Below are 20,791 nucleotides of genomic sequence, written 5' to 3'. Positions count from 1 at the left end.
CCCCTTATCCCATACGTTTGGAAGCTGTCAAGGCTTTGTACAGCACGCCGCCAATCCATCTAGCGAACAGGTTGAATGCCAGCACCAGAATAACGAGCACTGCCGAAGCACCTGCGGCGATTTGTGCGGCATCCGGCGCCAAGCCTTCGCTGTTGATTTTCCAGATATGCACTGCAAGTGTTTCTGCTGGACGGAACGGGTTAATCGGCGAAGTCGGGCTCATCGGATTCCAGTCTGTAAAATCAAGACGCGGCGTGGACATACCTGCCGTATAGAGCAAAGCGGCTGCTTCACCGAATACTCTGCCTGAAGCCAGGACCGTACCTGTGACAATGCTTGGCAGCGCCACCGGGAACAAGACGGAGGTAATGATCTTCCATTTGGACAATCCAAGCGCAAGCCCTGCTTCCTTCTGCTCCTTCGGTACGCTGCGGAACGCCTGCTCCGTAATACGCACCATCAGAGGCAGGTTAAATATGGTCAGCACCACCGCACCTGAGAAAAGCGAGAAACCAAAGCCTAACAAGTTGACGATGAGAAGCATGCCGAACAGACCAATCACGATCGACGGAAAGGATGACAGCACTTCGACGACAAGGCGAATCGCGCTGGTGAATTTACCGGGCTTCGCATATTCCGCCATATAAATACCTGCGCCAAGTCCCAGCGGAATGGTTATGATTAACGTCAGAACAAGCAAAAATAAAGAGTTGAACAGTTGCGGACCAATGCCGCCCCCGGCGCGGATCGTTTGAGGAGGCGAGGTTAAAAATGACCAGTTTATATAGCCCAGGCCTCGCACCAAGATAAATCCAATGAGTCCTACAAGCACAGCGACGATAAGCAAGGCAAAGAACACGATGAAGAAGGTAGCAATTTTGTCAGTCAGTTTCGCTTTCAAATCCGATTTCTCCTTTCCAAGAGCCTAACGAGGAGTACGAAGATAAAGGTCATAAACATCAGTGCGAGCGCCATACTCCACAGCGCATCGTTATGAGCGGAGCCCATCACCGTGTTGCCCATATCAAGGGTGATCACACTGGTCAGTGTGGATGCGGACTCGAACAGCGACCGCGGAATATGCGGCGCATTCCCGATAACCATCTGTACAGCCAGCGCCTCGCCGAACGCACGTGCCATCCCAAGTACGATACCGGTAAGTATAGAAGGCAGCACGGTTGGCAAAATAACTCTAGAGATCGTTTGCCAGCGAGTTGCCCCAAGAGCAAACGAGGATTCCTTCAATCCCCGCGGCAGCGAGGAGAGTGCATCCGTCGCTACGCTTGTGATCGTCGGCAAAATCATAACCGAGAGCACCAGTGAACCTGCGGCGATCCCGATGCCCTGGCCCGGAAACACATTTCGCAAAAACGGAACGAGAACCGTCAGACCGACAAAGCCGTAGACAACGGATGGAATGCCTGCAAGCAGCTCAATGACGGGCTGCAGCAGCTTTTTGCCCCAACCGGGAACGATTTCGGTCATAAACAGAGAAGCACAAATGCTGAGCGGACTGGCAATCAGAGCCGCAAGAAGCGATGTGGCAAAAGAACCGAAAATAAACGGCAGCACGCCGTATACCGGATCCCCTTGGTTGCCTTCCGGATCCCAAGTGGAGCCAAACAGAAAGTCGCTAACACTGACGCCATCACGAAAGAATGTTGAAAGTCCTTTGGATGCGACAAAAAATACAATTGAGATGATGATGACAATGAGCAAAGCCACACAAATAAACGTATAGCTCCGGCCCGCAAGATCTTCAGCGTGATGTTTTTTAAAGCGGCCAGAACGTGCTGAGCCTACCTGAACAGGCCTTTCATCCATAGTTTTCATCGTTGTCCTTCTTTCTAAAGTGAAAATAGAGGCAGAATAACCTTCCGCCTCTTTCTAGCTTTTAAGAGTTCAATCGTCCTTACTTCGTGATGTTGCCGTCTGCGTCGCGTTTAACTTCCATTTGGGAAACTGGGATATATCCAAGCTCTACTACATCGTTGTTTTGAATTTCATCAGAAGCCATGTAATCCAGGAATGCTTTTACTTCTGGTTTTGGTTCGCCTTTAGTGTACATGTGCTCGTATGCCCATACCGGATATTTACCGGATTTTACATTTTCAACGGTAGCTTCAACGCCATCGTATTTCACAACATTGACTTTGTCATCGAGGTAGGAAAGAGCCAGGTATCCGATCGCACCAGGAGTTTCCGAAACGATTTTCTTAACTGTGCCTGAAGATTCTTCTTGAATAGAGCCTTTCAGGTCCTCTGTCTTTTGACCAAGTGCATATTTTTCAAAAGTTTTGCGTGTACCGGAGCTGGATGGACGGTTTACAATGACGATAGGTTCGTCTTTACCGCCAACTTCTTTCCAGTTCGTTACTTTTCCTGTGAAAATATCAACCAGTTGTTTTTGCGTCAGGTTATCTACGCCTACATCTTTATTGGTTACCGGAGCCATAGCTATAACTCCCACTTGATGGTCAACTAAGTCTTTGGATTCGTCTTTCAGTTTTTCTTCTGCAAACACGTCGGAGTTACCAATATCCGCTTGGCCGCCAGCAACTTGTGTCAAGCCTGTTCCGCTGCCCCCGCCTTGCACTTGTACTTGAATTTTGGAATACTCAGGTTTAGCCATGAACTTTTGTGCTGCTTGCTCAACCAGTGGTTGAAGTGCTGTGGAACCTACTGCCAGTACGGAGCCACTAAGTTCAGAAGATTTATCATTATTCGCCGTTCCCGAAGCGCTGCTGCCTCCTTGGGTATCCTTGCTACCACAGGCTGCCAGCATTACGACCAGTGCCAACGTACAAATCATAAGTAACGGTTTCTTGATTTTCATAATCTTTTGTTTCCCCCTGTTCTGTGTTTGTCATAGCAACGTCATCTCGCTGCCGACAAATTCATTGTAGTCCTCTATCATTTTGTGAAATAAAGTGTTTTGTAAAATAAAAAACAAAAATTTATACATATTCTTTATAAAAACATAGATTTTCTCTATAATTTGATTCAGAAGCATGATTTTGGGGAGGGAAGATCAGTGAATTTGTTAAAATTGCAAATTCTTGTATTGATAGAGAAGCTGAAAAAAGTGACGGATGTGGCGAGAGAAATGAATATGAAACAGCCGACGGTAACTTTTCATATGAAAAGTCTGGAGGAAGATCTGGGAGTTTCCCTATTTGAATCGAAGCGCGGCAGAATTTTGTTAACGGAAGCCGGTAAGGCGCTGTTTCCTTATGCGGTAAAGATGACAGGTATGGCGCAGGAGGCTCGAAAAGCGGTTCGAGACTACGCGGATTTGAATAAAGGATATTTGCAAATCGGAGCGGACTGCATGATGGGCACCTATATTCTCCCTCCCCTGATCGCAGGCTTCTGCAGCCAGTTTCCGGGCATTCAGATCGAGCTGGACATCAAATCCACCAAAGAGATTAGAGAGCTTCTGCTGAGCCAGGAAATCGATCTGGCTTTTTATTATACAGGACAAACCTCAACAGAAATGATGAAGACTGTAAAAGAAGAAAAAATTGTAAAAGAGGATATAGCTTTGATTTTCTCTGGATCGCATGCTTTTGCCGGTCTCAAGTCACTGACGCATCAGCTCATTACCCAACAGTTCTTCGTCCAGCACGGGGAAGGCTCGTACATGATGGACTACGCACGCTCTTATGCCGCCGCCTGCAACATTCACCTGTGGGAGCGGGCCCAGACCGATTCCCCGGAAATTGTAAAAAGCATTGTGCGGTCCGGTGAATTCATCAGCATCTTCCCGCTGTCAGGCATCCAAAGGGAACTGGCTTCCGCTGAACTGAAGTCCCTGCCGCTGCCCGGACAAGCCGATCCTGATGTGTACGGCGTGCTTGCATATGCCGCGGACCAGCCGCTCTCGCCGCTTCGGCGGCAGTTTCAGAAGTATGTGAGGGAATTTGTAAAGGCGGAGTAAAGGGGCTGAATAAAGTATGTCTTTGCAAAAAAAAAGGACATCTCCTTAGATCATGAAGATCGTAGAGATGCCCTTTAATGTTATTCAGGCTTATTCCGCCCGTTTTGGAGCATATTCTTTCGCATGAAAAGGCCCGCCTTCCTTCATAACTGTCCATAATGGATCCGTATCAAAGGGCATGGACGCCATCATGTCGTCGTGCCAGCTTTGATAATAATAAATCGCTTGCCGGCACACTTCTGGCCGCGTTTCCGCCAAATTGATTTGTTCATGAGGATCATGCTTCAAATCAAACAGCATTTCCTTAGGAAATCCATGATGCCCGTCATGGTAAGAGCGTATGTACAGCCAATCGTCAAAACGAACGCTGCGCTGGCATACATGCGCGCATTGCGATAGGACAAGATAAGGTCTCCCTTCCTGCTTTCCGCCATCGATTGTTCCAGCATAGCTGATGCCGTCCCAGCTGGATGGGGCTTCCGCACCGAGCAGTTCAGCGATCGTCGGTGCAAGATCCAGCTGATAGTGCAGTCCGTCGTCGACACTTCCGCTTCGTTTACCGGGCCATCGGATGATCATCGGAATTCGACAGGTAGCCTGATCGGCTGTTCCATGTTCGGAATATATCCCTAGTTCACCCATGCTCTCGCCGTGATCGCTGCTGATGATAATAACCATATCGTCCAGAACGCCCTGTTCTTCGAAGCACTGGAGCAACTTTCCGATATGCTCGTCGACATAGCGGATCGCCGAATCATAATTGTCCAGGATGACGCGGAGATCCTCACGCTTCTCAATCATTTTTCCATGCCGCGGATAGCGGTAATAGTGCGTTTGGGCCAGGTTGTTCATGTCGGTCAAAGTGTGCTGTCCCCGTTTGCGCATATGTTCATCGAACACTTCTTCCGTAAGCCAGTCTGGCAACGGATCATCTTCGAACATGTTACCATTTTCGAAGGGTACACGGTAAGGGGTATGCGGATCCCAGTAGTTGACGTGCAAATACCAATTATCCTTGGACGCATTTGCTTCAATCCACTTCATTACGGTAGGAGTCACATGTTCGGCGCTCTCCCCCCCGCCTTTACCGATATTATGCATCTCGTTGAAACCAGCGTAAAATGTCCAGGCGGAATGCCGTTCGGCAAACGTACTGATCAACGCTGTATGAAGCCCTTGCCTCCGTAAAAAGGCAGGCAAACTTTCCCGTGCCAAGCGGTCGCTGAACGATCTCCCCGCGCCTTCATGGCGATAATCGCCAGCGGTTCCGCCATGTCCGATCAGCCCACTATGAATGCCGAATCGTCCTGATAACAGAGCTGTCCGAGACGGAGCGCAAGGGGCATCCGACGTGTAGTAATTTTCGAACCTTACGCCGTCTTTCGCTATTCGATCGATGTTAGGGGAAGTGTCCCGTTGATAGCCGTAACAGCCCAAATGATCGGCACGAAGCGAATCAATGTCCAGATACAAAATTTTCACTGGTTTGTCCTCCTTTTGGATATACAAACATCGTAAAATACCCGTTCGAATCGTACAATGTACGTCTGGAACTCTTGATTGTATAAAAGATACTTCTGTTTGGGTTTGTTTGGGTCGTGGCTAAACATCAGGTACCTGCTCATAAAAACGTCTCTTGCTTGCCTCCAGTTGTCTTCTGTACATACCAGGTGTCATCAAGTAGATTCGCTGAAACATTCGATTAAAGTAGGCGGCATCGTAAAATCCGCATTCTACAGCAATAAATTCGATTGTATACTCCGAATTCTCTAGCATTTGCAATGCGCGTTTCATCCGAAGTTTTTGGACTAGTTTCATAGGGGTAATGCCGTATGATTTCTGAAACAATCGGCTGAAATATACCGGGTTTAGGTGAGCGACTTTAGCCAGCTCCTCTCGGGTAAGCCGCCCCTTCAAGTTCATTTCGATGTATGGAATAACTTGCGCAAGATAATCCGGAGTAGACTGCTCTTTGTTGACTTGTGATGTCTTGCCGATTCCAGCACTCTCTATCATTTCATACAGAAGCTGAAAGACTAACATCGTCGATTTCATATCTCTCAGTTCGTCTTCCGCGTGATTCCACACCGATTTGAGCAATAGAAAGTTTTTCTGATATTGCATAGGATTGAGCAAGGTAATTACCCTAGGTAAAGGGTAGAGCTTGAAAAAGTCGACCTGGTCCATTACGCTTAAAGCCAGGTTTATAAACATATGTGTACCGGGTTTGTTGGCATGAACCGAAAATGGAATATTTGGACTGTGCACCATGACGTCTCCGGTGCTGGCGAAGTATGTTTTTCCATCCGCAACTATTCGAACGGATCCCTCCGAAATAAACGAAAACGTAAAAAAGGGCTGGGCCTCATGTGTTAAATTTCGGGTAGTATAAGTAAAATCGCTTACATGAAACAAAGAGAACCGGATATGTTCATGAATACTGACCGTCATATATTCTCGACTCCTTTGGCAAAATGAAACGAAGAAGCGACTGCATATAGCATTAAGATAAAGCGTAGTTCATTTCTCTATTAAGATACAAAATCCTCCCAATTAGCCTGTAAGTTGCCACGATTCTTTCTAAATATTGCATTTGCTTAGTAAAAAATCATATATGTATACGAAGAGCCCACCAACCCATTACGGCTGCAAATATTCAACTGATTGTGAATTATTTCACTATATTTAAGGCGAAGGTATATTAAAATGGGGTGTGCTTCAACAACATAGAAAAGCGGAGGGGTAAAACATGAAAAAGAAAGTAGCAGCGACGCTTACTCTCGTGCTCTCTTTCATGCTCGTGATCGCCGGATGCGGCAGCGGGAACCAGAACCAAGACCAGAGTCAGGGCAATACGAAAAAAGAAGCGACCAAGGAGGTAGAAGCCGTTTCGGGAGCGTCTCAAACCAGCTATACACCGTACGACCAACTAAAAGATAAATACGATATCATCATTGTCGGTGCAGGTGGTGCCGGTATGTCTGCTGCCCTTCAGGCAAAAGAAAAAGGCATGAACCCGGTTATTTTTGAAAAAATGCCGATTGCCGGCGGGAATACATTAAAAGCATCTTCAGGAATGAATGCTTCTGAAACCAAGTTTCAAAAAGAGCAAGGCATTGAAGACAGCAATGATTTATTTTATGAAGAGACCTTAAAAGGCGGTCATGGTACAAACGACAAAGACATGCTTCGTTTCTTCGTTGACAATTCTGCAAGTGCGATCGATTGGCTGGATTCCATGGGAATTCGATTGAACAATATCACGATAACTGGCGGTATGAACGAAAAGCGCACACACCGTCCTGAAGATGGCTCAGCGGTAGGACAATACCTTGTCAACGGTTTGCTGAAAAATATTCAAGAACAAGGAATTCCGCTGTTTGTAAATGCTAACGTGACGGAGATTACGGAAAAAGACGGCAAAGCAAACGGCGTCAAAGTCACCTTCAACGAGAAAGAGGAGAAAAATATTGCAGCAGATGCCGTCGTTGTCACAACTGGCGGTTTCGGAGCCAATATGGACATGATTGCCGAGGTTAGACCCGATTTGAAAGGGTACGTAACCACAAACCAAAAAGGCAGCACCGGCGACGGCATTAAGATGATTGAAAAACTCGGCGGCGTAACGGTAGATATGGATCAAATCCAAGTTCACCCAACGGTGCAGCAAGACAAATCCTACCTCATTGGGGAAGCTGTTCGCGGAGAAGGGGCACTCCTCGTTTCCAGTGAAGGCAAACGTTTCACAAACGAGCTGGATACTCGTGACCATGTCACCGCCGCAATCAATAAACTTCCTGAAAAATCAGCTTATCTTGTTTTTGATTCCGGCGTAAAATCCCGCGTTAAAGCGATTGATCAATATGAAAAAATGGGCTTTGTCCTTCAAGGGGATTCGATCGAGGCTTTAGCCAAAGAAATGGGTGTTCCGGCAGATCAGCTAAAAACCACGCTCGATACATGGAACGCCGCGGTAAAGAATAAAAAGGACGCCGAATTCGGCAGAACCACAGGAATGGACAACGACTTGTCCAGCGAGCCATACTATGCAATCAAAATCGGCCCAGGGATTCACTACACCATGGGCGGCGTGAAAATCAACACGAACACGGAAGTGTTGAATAAAGACAACAAACCTATTCCGGGACTGTTTGCAGCAGGCGAAGTTACAGGCGGCTTGCACGGTCAAAACCGGATCGGCGGCAACTCCGTTGCGGAGATTATTATTTTCGGCCGCCAATCTGGTTTGAAATCGGCTGAATTCGTACAAGCACAATAATTTCAAAACATATAGTGTATCAAGATTAAAGTCAAAGGGTTCGATAATCATTACAGATTGTCGAACCCTTTTATTGGACTACGTTTGTACTTTATTTTGCCGCCTTAGCTTTCGCCATGAACGCTTCGATCTCATCGACCGTCTTCAGAATGCCTTCTGAGAGCACTTCGCAGCCGTTAGCCGTGACAAGCACGTCGTCCTCGATGCGGATTCCGATGCCTTCCTCGGAAAGGTAAAGTCCCGGCTCCACGGTCAACACCATACCTGGCTGCAACTCCAGCCCCTTGAAATCGCCGACATCGTGCGTGTCGAGTCCAAGGCTGTGGCTGACCCCGTGGTAGTAGACGTTGGCCAGCTCTTCATCGTTCCCGATTACGCCTAGTTCCTTGCAACCTTCGGCCAACACTTGTTTGGCGATCTCGTTCAGATTACCGAACGGAATGCCCGGCTTGATCGCTTTAATGATTTCCAACTCAGCCTTCAGCACCAGGTTGTAAATTGACTTCTGACGCTCGCTGAACGTACCGTTGACCGGGAACGTCCGGGTGATGTCCGCGTTGTAATGGTCGAACTCCGCGCCGATGTCGATCAGCACAAGCTCGCCGTCCTGCACGACATGGTCGTTGTCTTCATAGTGGAGCACGGTCGCACGGGCACCGCCGGCCACAATGGGGTCAAAGGCATAATGTTTCGCGCCCGACACGCGCAGGTTGAACGAGAAGTGAGCTTCCAGCTCCGCCTCGTTGATTCCTGGACGCATATGAGAAGCCATGCGCTCGATGCCGTCCTTCGTAATTTCGATGGCGCGCTTCATTTTCGCGATTTCCTCTTGCGATTTAAACATGCGCAGGCGGCTGACCAGCCGGTACAGATTATGTACTGCGAGCCACGGGTATTGCTCCCGCACTTTGCGCGCAAACAGCTCCACTTGGCTCGGAAGCTCATGAAACCCTCGGCGTTCGAGGTCGAATGAAACACTCTTGTAGTCATAGTTCGTCACGGCCGCATGGAAGAAATGTTCGAAGCTATCGAGGTTTTGCACCTTACCGATGCCGCTGATCAACTTCGCTTCTTCTACGGTCATCATCTTGCCTGTCCATTTTTCCTGTACCGGATCGACTTTTTCAATAAAGAGCGTCTCTTCGACTTTGGCACCTTGCTTTGTAATTACCAGGATGGAGCTAGGCTTCGTTAATCCAGTGAGGTAATAATAATGGCAATTCGGCTTGAAAGGATACTTGCAATCCGCAGATTTATGGGGGGCCTCCCCGGCGAACAAGACGACAATAGAATCGTCAGCCAACGCTTGGATCAACTTTTGACGGTTGTTTACAAAAAAGGTTTGTTCCACGTCTCCCACACTTCCCCTGTTTTTAATATCCAAATACCACCACTATCTTATCATAAATATGGACAAAAAAGGTAAAAGTTTGGATACGGGAATTCATTCCCAAAATCATGAAAATGTTTTGGCTAAAATCAATGGTAGCGCATCACAAAGATTATCATATTCTTTTAAGCACAAGGATTGTACTCCACTCTTTCTGATATTTCCTCCATTAATTCCAATAGCTGAAAAACCAGCCAACCGAATGGATACAACACCCGCTGATGAATCTTCAAATCCTAATACATGTCCCTTATCTTCTTCCGTTAGCCCAAGTCCAACTCTTGCAGTCTCCGAGTATAGCCATGGATGAGGCTTTGGTGCCAACTCGCCCATGGTTCCAGCCTGTCCCTTTACCAATGCTTGCCCTGCTGTAATGATCGCATCATAAAAATCTAGCGGATCTCCCATTCCCAGCGTTTTGAAGGCCGATATGATCTCAGGCATTGCTTTATTATATAAGCCTGAGGTTACTAAACCAATTTTTATATTTTTGGCCTTTAGCTCGTATAAGAAATCTTTGAGTCCTGGAGCAGGTGTAAATGCATTCATCTTTCCTCTGCCATGCAGGATCTCATTCATCTCATATTCAGTGATGGCAAAATAGTGTTTTCTTGCCTCTTCAACAGTTTGATCAGGGCAATATTTGTCTATGCAGTATTGCAAATGCTCGGATACCGAATGACCCGAAACATGGGGCTCATCACTAGCTTCTAATGTAAATTTAATATTTTTGGTCAGCCTTGCTACAGTCTGTTCTATAATCCACATCCAAAAGCTTTCGCTATGCACGCTCGTACCGTCCAAGTCCATCAGTATTGCCTTTGCATTTCCTTCATATTTTGGCTTATTTACTGGATATATCGCTGGGTAGCCCATTGCAGATTTTACGTAACATAAGGTTTTATCTTCAAATACAATAAATTCTACTTTCTTGTCCAGGGGAGTTAATATTTCTTGAACTCCATCCTTGCCAACTTGAAATAGTCCATCTCCGCCCGTTTCCAGATGGGCAAAGCCCGTTAATTCATCCTTCATATCATACGTTAACAGCATGGTCATTACCTCTCGTTCATCCGTTTTTAACTTCCGCCAGATCAAACTTCAGAGTTATGATCTTATTCGGCTTTACATGCAGTTCTACGTTGTTACCTGTCATCGTTACGTTTGAATCAGCTTCTTCTTCCTCATTCAGATTCGTCATGCACACCTTTTGTACATCACATCCAAAAATAATCCTTCCACTCTGCTCCGTAGGATGTGGATTGAACACACGTACAATGATGCTGTCACTATCCTCCGCCTTTTTGATACAGGATACGCTTAACTTACCTGTTACTTGATAGAAGCTATGTTTAAGTGGCAGCGTAACTTCGGTCTTCTCGATTGGCGCCACTGGCACACATGTCTGAACAGGCTTTAACGGAATATTGAAGCGGTCGGCCATTCCGCATAGATCACTATTTTCCCAACTTGAATTCATAGGGCAAATTGCATAGTTGTACACCAGCTTTTGTTGCAATTGTCCACCCTCTTGATTCGGGAACACCCCTGCACTTCTCCATTCGGTACAGATAATATTTTTCACAGCTCTAAACAGCGTCATGGACAGCGTTCCATCTCCACCGTCTTTATGTTCACAATCCGGAGATACACTGTATTCTCCTAAGCAATCGGTAACAATACCAAAGCCTTTTTGATCATCTGCTATACTTACAAAATTCTGTAGAGGCTGGGTGAGTAGTTCATTATAATAGTGACCTTTGTCATCCTTCAGTGGCGTAACATCTCGGTTGTCTACTGTAAAATGCCCTTGTGCATTGGCATTAGTCGCTCGGATTCCGGTATCAAATAGAACACTCATAAGGTGGTCTTTACAGTTATTATCGATCTCAACCTTAACTTCTACATTTTTAGCGTCTTTCTTTAGCGTATAATAAGTCATGATTGTCAGTTGTTCCGTTTGTTCTGACCGCTCACTCTTGCCTCTTAAATAATTGTCTGGGCGATAAGCATATTTAGGTAATTCCATGATGAGCTTAACGCCAATCGTCGCTTGAAGATTACCATTCTCCATTAAGAAAATGCTGGCATTACTGCCTTTACTATTGTAGGTCCGATTATGATATGGAGGATAGTACATCCAATAATCGCCTACATCTCCCGTACTTTCAAAGTAGTTGAGATTTTCGTAGTAGTTTCCATTTTCTTTATCCAGAATAGAAATGGTTCCATTCGGATTCACTTCAACCTTGATATACTTATTTTGCAAACAGGTAGAAGATGTAGCGATTTCTTTTCCATCCGTTGTTCTCGTCTTCGCCCAAAATTCTGTTTTTCTACTGAACTCTACTTTATTGCACAATTTATATACCTTATAACCGCCTGCTGGTATTTCTCCCGTATTAAATACGACACAATGACGGTCGGAGTAATAAGGGAACGGTCTAGTCTGAAGCTGTACCACTGGCGATGTGACCTCTGTTCTGGATATATGCTGTATGTCACATACATTTCCATCACAGTCCACAATGTCAAACTCCCATATATTTTGAGCTTGCGGGGTATCAATATAGGCCTTTACCATTTCATTTCTTGGCTTCGCATATGGATTGAACACCACAAGAATAATATCATCGCTATTATACTGAGACAGATCCATTTGCTTAATAAGATCCTGGCAGCTTTTATTGTATACGGCATTTGATATTTCCAGAGCTTGATTTAATCGATAAAGTACATCATCTACCGTTTTATCCTGGGTTACTCCATTGATGGAGTCATGCGCATGGGATAATAACATGTAGTCTAATGCTAATTGTAAAAATGCCCCATCATACTTGCCACCTGTCATCATATGAGCTACGGATAGAGGTTCCGCCTGATTAAATAAGCTGTTTTGAACCTTTTTATTCAGTGTTTTAATATGTGGTCTTGTCATTAGAGCATTTCCAGACAACGAGGTTGTTGGACCATCTCTCATCTCATCCTTGATCTCAATCAATTCATCCAAGCCCAGCTTTTCTTTGAGAATATCAACATATTCTTTTAATGAGGAGCTCTTAAACTCGATGTCGTCAAATTGCTCATTTATCGCCTCGATCAGATTCATTAATTGAGGCTGAGCCGTTGTGGAATCCGTACCATCCATCATCGCTCTATCATCTGGCATGAGAGTATCCTTCATACCATTCCAGGCTCTAGTAACTGCTTCTTTTATAACCTCTGGGTGTATTTTTTCTGTATCCTCAATCTTGAAATAGTCTTGTATGTAGTTCTCGCTATCCGCCTGATGATAGACTTGACCATAATTGCCCATGTCAAAATTGTACTCATCCGACTTATAGGCTACACCGTTCATAATATGAATATAGGCATTCATAAAAAAGTTGGCTCTAGCATCTTCACCTAATCTTGTTGCATAGACGCTTGTGCCATCCTTGCCTGTCCACTTGAATTCACAGTTTGGAGCTCGTTTCTTGTCTACATTTTTGGATACGATGACCGTATCTATTCCAAAGCCCTTATAGATCTGTGGAAGCTGTGATGGCTGTCCCCATCCGAAGGACTCATAGCCGATATCCAAACAATTTCCTAGTTTTTCTGCCTCTCTTCTTCCCTTTAAAAGATTACGTACGATGGATTCCCCACTGATTGGATATAAGTCAGGCAAGGTATACCATGGGCCTACATCGATTCTTCCATCCTTAATCAATTGGACAAGTTTATCTCTGTTTTCTGGCCTTACCTGTAAGTAATCCAAAATAGGAATAACCTGTCCGTCTAGAAGAAATGTTTTATAATCGGGATTATTTTCTAAGGTCTCGATTAATTCGTCCATTAGCTTAACAAGGTATAATCTATTTTCCCATATAGGGTAACGCCATTCTCGGTCCCAGTGCGTGTGGGCGATGATATATCCTGTCTTTGTTTTGCTCATGGTTTTTCTCCCTCTCCTCTACAAACTTATCTTGTTAGAAAAGTGAAATCTATACACATATCAATGGTATAGATTTCACTTTTTAAACTTCTAATGTTTTGAACCAGATTTGCTCGGATCTTATTTAGCCTTTACCTCTACGACCTGCAAAATATCTCCCGCATATCCTTCAGCAGTACCAACCGCTATAATGGTTCCTTTTTGTGCATATAAGGAAGGATCCAATTCTGCAAAAGTAAGTGGCAGCTCTCTCGTATCATTTAAGTACTGTGCCTTAACGGTTGTAGCCAATTCAGGTGCCGCACCAGATAACGTAGTAACACTGCCCAGCTTATCTATTGATTTGATACCATCTACGGTTACATTGACGTTAAATGTGCTTAATGCTCCTTTTAGATCTGCAAGCTGACCTTTTACTGTAAACGTACCTGGTTTTTTATACAATGATGGATTCACTGTATCCCAGTTCACTTTAGCCACCTGAGAACCACCATTTTTGAATGTAACTGTAACCTCTTTTGGTAAATTTGGAGCATGATCAACAGTAGTAGATATATTATCTTCTATACCTTCTATGGAAATGATCTCATAATCCTTATTCATATAAATGGTATAGTCTTTACTTCCTGCTGAAGTGATTTCTGACAAGACTAAAACATTCTTTCCATTAACCAATTGATCTGGTGAAATCGATGCACTGTCACCTACAAATTGAATTTCTTCACCATTCAACTGTAGTTTGATCTCTACACCATCAAGTACGATATTCGGTTTTTTAATGGTAACCGGCTTATCAAAATCAGTTATGGCGGCATAGTAAGTATAATAATCCGGGTTAAATTTACCGTTTAATACCGCATTGCCTAGTCCGAGATCATCCTCATAATCTACATATTTCGGATTGGATATGATCTCAATATCATCCAGGTAAACATTTGCATTAATTCCTCCAAAGCCAAATCCACCTGATTTTAATTGACCATCATCAACAGATATCAATTCTTGTCCATCCACAATGAAACCGATCTTCCCATCAAAGGTTTGAATCTGCAGATCATGCCACTCATTCGCATTAAATCCTTCTGGCACCCCTACTTTACCTAACGATGTATCTGAGCTGGTGGTATGTTTCGATATTTCAAAATACGGAGTACCAGGAGTAAAACCGGCCGTTCCATTTTTATTTCTTCGATACACGACTTGATAGGATAACGGAGCTTTACCAGGGGCTAAACCTTCATTAGATGCCATTACATAAATCGTAAAGTTATCATAGGCACCACCAAGAACATCTGTTGTACCCCATCCTTCAAATTTCCATCTCAAATTGACCAGATAATTATTCCAAGGGGCATTGAGCGCATAGAAATCGCTGCCGTCTCTGATCTCATCCTTTAAAACATGATTTCCGGTATCATATACAACACTTGTTACAGATGGCATACCACCTATTTTGTCAAAAGCAGGAACTTGTCCATCCTCAAAATCCAGCTTAAGCTGTTGCTTATTCACATCTGATCCATCATATGCTGGAGGTGCTGGTATATTGGATGGAGGGATTGGCAATGTCGCTGATTTCCCGCCAAACACATAAAGCTCATCATAGAAGGCTTGCCCTCTGCCGTCCGCAGAACCAAGAGATATATAATCAAATCCGGTTGCAGGCAAGGTGTTGACGAGTTGATCATCAATATAGAGCTTGACATCGGTGCCTGATGTATAGTCAAACTTCAGCTCATGCCAACCAAAAGTTCTAACGATGTCAGTAGCTTGCTTTTGATCTCCAATCTGGATGATATATTTATCTGCAGTATTATAATCGAGACCCATACCAATGATGTTCTCACCATCATCAGCTCGGGCAATGGATGTAACCTTAGCCGAATTCTGATGCCCTGAATCGTACGAAGCCAGATTATTATTCTGTCTGTCAAACATCTTGACCGTAACGACTTTATTCAGCATTTCCGGGAAATTCTTGAATACTTGAGATTTATCTAGCAGTTCCAGACTTTGTTTTCCGTTTACAGGTCCTTCAGACATAAATTCTGTTGAAATTTTTGCTTGATCGTTTTGAGTTGACCAAACCGTGTCATCTAGTCCATTTTCAAAGTTTTCTTTAAAATAAATATCTTCTGGTTCTGTAATCAGATCTCTGTCTGTCAAGTATTCTTCAGGATAATCTGATGTTACTCCAATTTTGTCATACTCCATCTTGGAGTCGTCAAATTCCTTAATATGATTTGCAATCTTTCCATAATTAACATTCGTATTATCAAACTTTATGACATCACCATATTGAAGAATCGTATTCACTTCGATGTTAAAGTTCATTGGATTAGTTGCTTTAACATTGCTTAACTCCATGCCTGAGGCTCCCATATCCAGGTTCATGTCGTTAGGACCAAAATCGGCCATGCTAGGGTTCGGACCTGTGTTATCAATAAGAGCTTGGTTTAAGTAGTTAGGCTTGTAATTTTGTGAACCCTTGTATAAATAACATGCAAAGAAAGCTCCATCATCTCCACCATCTTGTTGAGCATCATGCAAATATACATATTCAAATTTATTATGGTGAGTGTACATATCCCTCATCATATTGAAATCTTTATCACCATTTGGGAAGGATACATTCGGATTACGACTATGTCCGGCAGTTAGAAAAATGCCTCTTCTTGGCGAATTATAGACCTCTACATGAGATACCGTATTATAGCTTGACTGCTGAATCGTGATCCCTGAAGCCTGACCAATGAGCTCACCAATATCATGAACAATCGTGTTCGTTATCGTATTATCTCTGCTATAGCCATCTCCGTTTTTATCTCCAGCCACACCAGGGTAGCCGCCTTCTACGTTTATACCTCCATGACCTGTATATTCAATAAGGCTATCCTTGATCACTGTGTTTTGGTTAGCCAAATAGAGATTAATTCCAAACATGCCTGAATTTTTGATATGTGCTTTGGAAATCGTAATGTTCTTCGTATTCGTAAGTGTAATCACACCGTATTGGAACTCTATTCTTTCGGATTGCTCGGCATAGGATGGTTGCGTACTTCCTTTAGCTTCTGGAGGATAAAAACCTAGACCAGCTCCTGCATCTCCCCAGTTCCAACCATATGCATACCAATCCGTCGTATTGGTGTCCTTGAATTGCAAGCCGCTGAATTCAATATTTGAAACCATATGATCCCGATCTGAACCTTCAACACGGATCACTTCTTTGACAGTTGGAATGATAATTTCATTATCCTTTATCTTTCCTTCTGGATAATAATACAAATCACCAGTCGTTTTATTAAAATAGTATTCACCTGGAACGTCCAGGAAGCCTAAATTTCCTTGAACAAAATATCTTGCATTTGTACCTGTTTCATATTTAGGTCTGTATATTTCCGGTTTTCCTGCAACAGTCTTGTATACAAGCTTACGACTTGCAGGATCAATCGCAGAAATAGGAATCGTATCTGTCATCCAATCCCAGTATCCACCGTCCCACATATATACAGAGGCATCCAAGTCTCCACGTACTTGGGCGTTTACGATACCGTTTATTGACTCTTGATCAAGATCACCATCTCTATAAATCAAGTCACCAATTCCGCCACCTGCACTTTTCATGTATGGAGTTAAAGCAGATGGGAAATCTTCATACTTATTTAAATTTTGAGTACGTGCTAATGTAGCGCGTCTATCATTTACATAAAGAGTATCAAAAATAACATCCGTACCAACGTGAGTTTTGTATACTTTACCTTCTGCAGCAGCTGGTAAGTCAGCATCAGCACCGGTTCTTTTAACTAATTTCCATGGTGTGTCAACAACCTTACCGCCGATCATCTCAGCACTAGCTAATTCACCTAAGTTTTTATAGATGATTTTATAACCATTCGTACCAGAGTCTCTTTCGTCGAAAGTAATCGTTTCATTAAGATAATATTTACCTTCTGAAATAAATACGTAAATATCACCTGTCATATTCTGATTGATCTTTCGAACCGCGTCTCTTGCCGCTTGCAGAGTTGCAAATGGCTTATCATACGAGCCATCGTTTTTATCTTTTCCTTCTGGTGAAACAAAGAACTCGGCTTGTATTCTGTTATGAGAACTTTCTTCCCCTTCTGCTGCTTGAACATTTTGCGTAGAACCAAATAATGAAGTGCATACCATACACAACACAAGCATGTAACTAAAGAATTTCTTCTTAGCCATAATCATACCTTTCCTTTCTTGTTGTATTTTGTTTCTCGGTATCTAACAGCTTTACTAGATACGCCTGGTGAATATTCAACCGAGAGTGTAGCGCTTACATTTTTTCAGGCTGACTTTTTTAAACGTTCATAAAGGCGATGCTGGCATTTATCCTATTCATTAATCCCCCCCTTAGTTAAGGCTGCATTCTTTTGATTAAATTAAATCTATGATTAGTCAAAATATGCAGCTAAGTTACTTGCATTGTAGCGCTGCTAATCTTAGATCAGCAATCTCAAAAACTGTAGTATTTGATGTTTTTTGCTTTTTCTACTACTCAAAATTTTGTGTTGTAACTCATATTTTTAATACATTCTCTAATTTCTTCTAGCCAACAAAAAAACAGCCTAGTTTCCATAAGGAAAAAAGGCTGTTTATTATGGTAATTAGCTGTTAATCACCATCGATTTCTCGTCCAAGCTGCAGCTTGTACTCACTGAGGGACATGCCAAAATGCTTTTTAAATCGCGTATAAAAATAATTGTTTTTTTCAAGACCAACCTTTTCGATAATGGTCGACAAAGACAGTTTGGAGTTACGCATGTATGCATCCAGCTTTTGCATGCGCAAATCAATGATGTATTGTGCAATCGACTGCCCGTAAGCTGTTTTGAACAAATGGCCAATATAATTCGGTGACAGACGCAATTTTTCGGCAATGGAACTGAGGCATAAGTCAGCGTTTGGATATTCCTGTTCCACAATTTCAATAATGCGCTGCATCAGAAGGTCGTTGCTACTCGATGTGCTCTTGAGCATGGTTACCTTATTGCAGAGCTTTTGTAAAAACGCATTCATCAAAATATCAATATCTGTACCCACTTCTGCATGTTGTATATCTTGCAAAAACTCCTGCATCGTTAGATCCTGATTGTCCTTTATAGCGGGCATCTTACTGAGCACACCAGAATAGATTCTGTGAATCAAATGTACAATGCAGAACAAAATCTCATTGTAAGTATATTGATATAGTAGTGTACTAATAGACTGATAGATCCTACTAGCTTCTTCATCGTCACCCTCCAGCACTGTTTCGATCAGCTGTTCCTCCTTTTTGACTGAAACGTGGAATTCATCGGTATTGATTTCATCCATCATATAGGGAGTGATGATAGAGCCATGGCCATAGCGCATTTTTAATAGAATCGAGCCCTTCATATTGTTATACATGCTCGGCAAATGTTCTAACCCCTGGAACATGGTGCTGTACGCCATAGACAGCGAAATATGCAGAAACTTTTGCGTATTCCACTGTATTTCACGTAATAAACGTTCGACTTTATCCTGCAGCATTTTATATTGCGATACGGTGTCACAGTCCATAAGCATCACAAATTTATCGGAATCACAGCTGAAAATTTCGCAATTACCGTAATTCTCAGCAAGCTCTGTTGCGATATTCACAATAGCATAGCGCAATGCCCAACGTTCCTTCTGACTATTTTGGGACATAAACTGACTGTAATTGTCAATTTTAAACAGGCACATACACAGCTGATTGGAGACGATATAATCCAGATTCAAGTCATGCAGTTTTCCCTGTACTGTTGCCATTGAGTAGGTTGTGCTTTCGCTTAACAGAGCATTTAGAAAATCTTGTTTAGCAGCATAGCCTGTTTCACGCATGATTTTATCGAGCTGAAAATTTTGCTCCTTCATGGATTCAAATACAGATAGAATAGCCTGGAATTCTTCCGTTTCAGACACAAGTGCATCGCTACGTTCGGAGGCTTCCCCATTTATAATTTTAGTAATGGCTTGAATAGGACTGTTCAGCCTGCGTGCCAAAAACAGACAAATCACCGCACTAATAATGAATACGGCTACTACTATACCTGTAGCAACAATGGATGCAGTAATGACATCTTTGAATATTTTTTTAACGGGTGTAACGCCCGTGATGTACCAGTTGTTTGCATTACTTTTGCTGCTCGAAACAAGGTAGCGGATTCCGTCAATTTTTTGCACCTGATTGATGCTGCCGTCCAGTTCCTGTGCTTTCTGGGTTAATGCGCGCACTTTACTTATATCATGACCGAACTCCGGTGAGAGTGCCATACTTAATATAGAACCGTTTGTGTCTACCACAAAAAAAGACGTTTCCTGTACAGGATCATGGCCATTGATGGCTTGGATGGAATCCGTAAGCGCTTTCGTTTGAATGTTGACAACAATGGCATTTTTCAAACCAGCTGCCGTGGCACCAGGTTCAAATAATATATATGAGCATACATTTGCTGATTGTGTTGCTTCATCTACAGATGCCACAATGGGGCGACCACGATACTCTGCTACAAAATTTTTGTCTGTTAACAACTTGACAATCGACTGATCTGAAAATGCAGATGCTGATTTACGTTCACCGGTCCGTGAGGAATAAAACAAATCCAACCCCGCATTGTAAAGATACACACTATCGATGTTGTTCAGTGTTAGAAAGTGCTTGTCAATGACCTTACTTGTTAAAATAGCCACGCGCTCATCATTTTCATTCATGTTTAGAAATTGAATGATATCTTTGTCGCTATAAAGGGCATTGCCTAATTTTTTTGCGGTCTCGTCAAGATAGGTAATACTATAATTCGATTGCGCTATCAATCTGTCATTATACCGATTAACCATCGTAATCGTGGTCCGCAAATAAGTTATCGTTAGAAAAAACGTAAGTAAAACCGTAATAATGATGGTGATAACTAAAAAAGAAATAAATGATTTACGCTGAAAGCTCGTACGATTAGTCTTTTGATTTAAGAGCTTCATTGCGACCTCCTAGTAATGGGACATCCTAGTATTATCTTCCTATGTATTATACTCATTTTTATTATAGTGTTAAGTAAATTATGGCTCAACGATTTATAACACTTTGTAGAAATCGTTAGTTTTTAGAGATTCCTTGTGTTGAAAAACGAAAAGAACAACATATTTGTTTGTTGAGCAAGAAAATCCTCCTAACTACAATGATGACAGACAAACAAATGATGCAAAGAAAGG

General features: G+C 43.1%; 12 protein-coding genes. 2 read left to right on the top strand and 10 right to left on the bottom strand.

Annotated elements, in window-relative coordinates:
• Positions 1-4: 4 nt before the first annotated feature.
• From pstA to MUG84_RS01040, 3 genes are all read right to left on the bottom strand, one after another.
• Positions 5-901, bottom strand: coding sequence for a phosphate ABC transporter permease PstA (gene pstA, locus MUG84_RS01050; RefSeq protein ID WP_244717972.1), 897 nt, complete (start codon positions 899-901; stop codon positions 5-7).
• The gene (pstC, locus tag MUG84_RS01045) at positions 898-1,824 is read right to left on the bottom strand and encodes a phosphate ABC transporter permease subunit PstC (RefSeq protein ID WP_425313134.1); all 927 of its coding nucleotides are present in this window, start codon (positions 1,822-1,824) and stop codon (positions 898-900) included. Before pstC ends, pstA begins: the two co-directional genes overlap by 4 nt.
• 88 nt (positions 1,825-1,912) lie before the next feature.
• Positions 1,913-2,836, bottom strand: coding sequence for a phosphate ABC transporter substrate-binding protein (locus MUG84_RS01040; RefSeq protein WP_244717966.1), 924 nt, complete (start codon positions 2,834-2,836; stop codon positions 1,913-1,915).
• A gap of 198 nt (positions 2,837-3,034) precedes the next feature.
• On the opposite strand from MUG84_RS01040, the gene MUG84_RS01035 reads away from it, so the two are divergent.
• Complete coding sequence (locus MUG84_RS01035; RefSeq protein WP_244717963.1) at positions 3,035-3,940, top strand: LysR family transcriptional regulator; 906 nt, start codon at positions 3,035-3,037, stop codon at positions 3,938-3,940.
• A gap of 90 nt (positions 3,941-4,030) precedes the next feature.
• Here MUG84_RS01035 and MUG84_RS01030 read toward each other — a convergent pair whose 3' ends face one another.
• Together MUG84_RS01030 and MUG84_RS01025 are read right to left on the bottom strand one after the other, a co-directional pair.
• Positions 4,031-5,422, bottom strand: coding sequence for a sulfatase family protein (locus MUG84_RS01030; RefSeq protein WP_244717960.1), 1,392 nt, complete (start codon positions 5,420-5,422; stop codon positions 4,031-4,033).
• Positions 5,423-5,542: 120 nt separating this feature from the next.
• Positions 5,543-6,391, bottom strand: coding sequence for a helix-turn-helix domain-containing protein (locus tag MUG84_RS01025; protein WP_244717957.1), 849 nt, complete (start codon positions 6,389-6,391; stop codon positions 5,543-5,545).
• Between the two features lie 298 nt (positions 6,392-6,689).
• Between MUG84_RS01025 and MUG84_RS01020 the strand changes: the two genes are divergently transcribed.
• Positions 6,690-8,219 (top strand): flavocytochrome c, encoded by a 1,530-nt coding sequence (locus MUG84_RS01020; RefSeq protein WP_244717953.1) that lies wholly within the window; start codon positions 6,690-6,692, stop codon positions 8,217-8,219.
• A gap of 91 nt (positions 8,220-8,310) precedes the next feature.
• Here MUG84_RS01020 and MUG84_RS01015 read toward each other — a convergent pair whose 3' ends face one another.
• The 5 genes from MUG84_RS01015 to MUG84_RS00995 form a co-directional block, all read right to left on the bottom strand.
• Positions 8,311-9,570: an aminopeptidase P family protein gene (locus MUG84_RS01015; RefSeq protein WP_244717950.1), complete on the bottom strand. Its 1,260-nt coding sequence runs from the start codon at positions 9,568-9,570 to the stop codon at positions 8,311-8,313.
• A 105-nt stretch (positions 9,571-9,675) separates the two neighbouring features.
• A complete protein-coding gene (locus MUG84_RS01010; RefSeq protein WP_244717947.1) occupies positions 9,676-10,662 on the bottom strand; it encodes an HAD family hydrolase in 987 nt (328 codons plus the stop codon).
• A 16-nt stretch (positions 10,663-10,678) separates the two neighbouring features.
• Positions 10,679-13,546 carry a glycoside hydrolase family 38 N-terminal domain-containing protein gene (locus tag MUG84_RS01005; RefSeq protein ID WP_244717944.1) on the bottom strand — a complete coding sequence of 956 codons (2,868 nt, stop codon included), beginning with the start codon at positions 13,544-13,546 and terminating at the stop codon, positions 10,679-10,681.
• Between the two features lie 120 nt (positions 13,547-13,666).
• Complete coding sequence (locus MUG84_RS01000; protein ID WP_244717941.1) at positions 13,667-17,761, bottom strand: Ig-like domain-containing protein; 4,095 nt, start codon at positions 17,759-17,761, stop codon at positions 13,667-13,669.
• 432 nt (positions 17,762-18,193) lie between these two features.
• Positions 18,194-20,560: a helix-turn-helix domain-containing protein gene (locus MUG84_RS00995; RefSeq protein WP_244717938.1), complete on the bottom strand. Its 2,367-nt coding sequence runs from the start codon at positions 20,558-20,560 to the stop codon at positions 18,194-18,196.
• Between the last annotated feature and the right edge of the window lie 231 nt (positions 20,561-20,791).

Source organism: Paenibacillus mangrovi, from assembly GCF_022898935.1.
Classification (GTDB): Bacteria; Bacillota; Bacilli; order Paenibacillales; family Paenibacillaceae; genus Paenibacillus_AQ; species Paenibacillus_AQ mangrovi.
The sequence above is the reverse complement of the archived record's forward strand: the minus strand, read 5'-3'. Positions and strand labels throughout refer to the sequence as shown.

Excerpts from the sequence above, each read along its gene's own strand:
- MUG84_RS01005 (WP_244717944.1), bottom strand. The coding sequence starts at position 13,546 with ATGAGCAAAACAAAGACAGGATATATCATCGCCCACACGCACTGGGAC.
- MUG84_RS01010 (WP_244717947.1), bottom strand. The coding sequence starts at position 10,662 with ATGCTGTTAACGTATGATATGAAGGATGAATTAACGGGCTTTGCCCAT.
- MUG84_RS01000 (WP_244717941.1), bottom strand. The coding sequence starts at position 17,761 with ATGGCTAAGAAGAAATTCTTTAGTTACATGCTTGTGTTGTGTATGGTA.
- MUG84_RS01020 (WP_244717953.1), top strand. The coding sequence starts at position 6,690 with ATGAAAAAGAAAGTAGCAGCGACGCTTACTCTCGTGCTCTCTTTCATG.
- MUG84_RS01040 (WP_244717966.1), bottom strand. The coding sequence starts at position 2,836 with ATGAAAATCAAGAAACCGTTACTTATGATTTGTACGTTGGCACTGGTC.
- MUG84_RS00995 (WP_244717938.1), bottom strand. The coding sequence starts at position 20,560 with ATGAAGCTCTTAAATCAAAAGACTAATCGTACGAGCTTTCAGCGTAAA.
- MUG84_RS01025 (WP_244717957.1), bottom strand. The coding sequence starts at position 6,391 with ATGACGGTCAGTATTCATGAACATATCCGGTTCTCTTTGTTTCATGTA.
- pstC (WP_425313134.1), bottom strand. The coding sequence starts at position 1,824 with ATGGATGAAAGGCCTGTTCAGGTAGGCTCAGCACGTTCTGGCCGCTTT.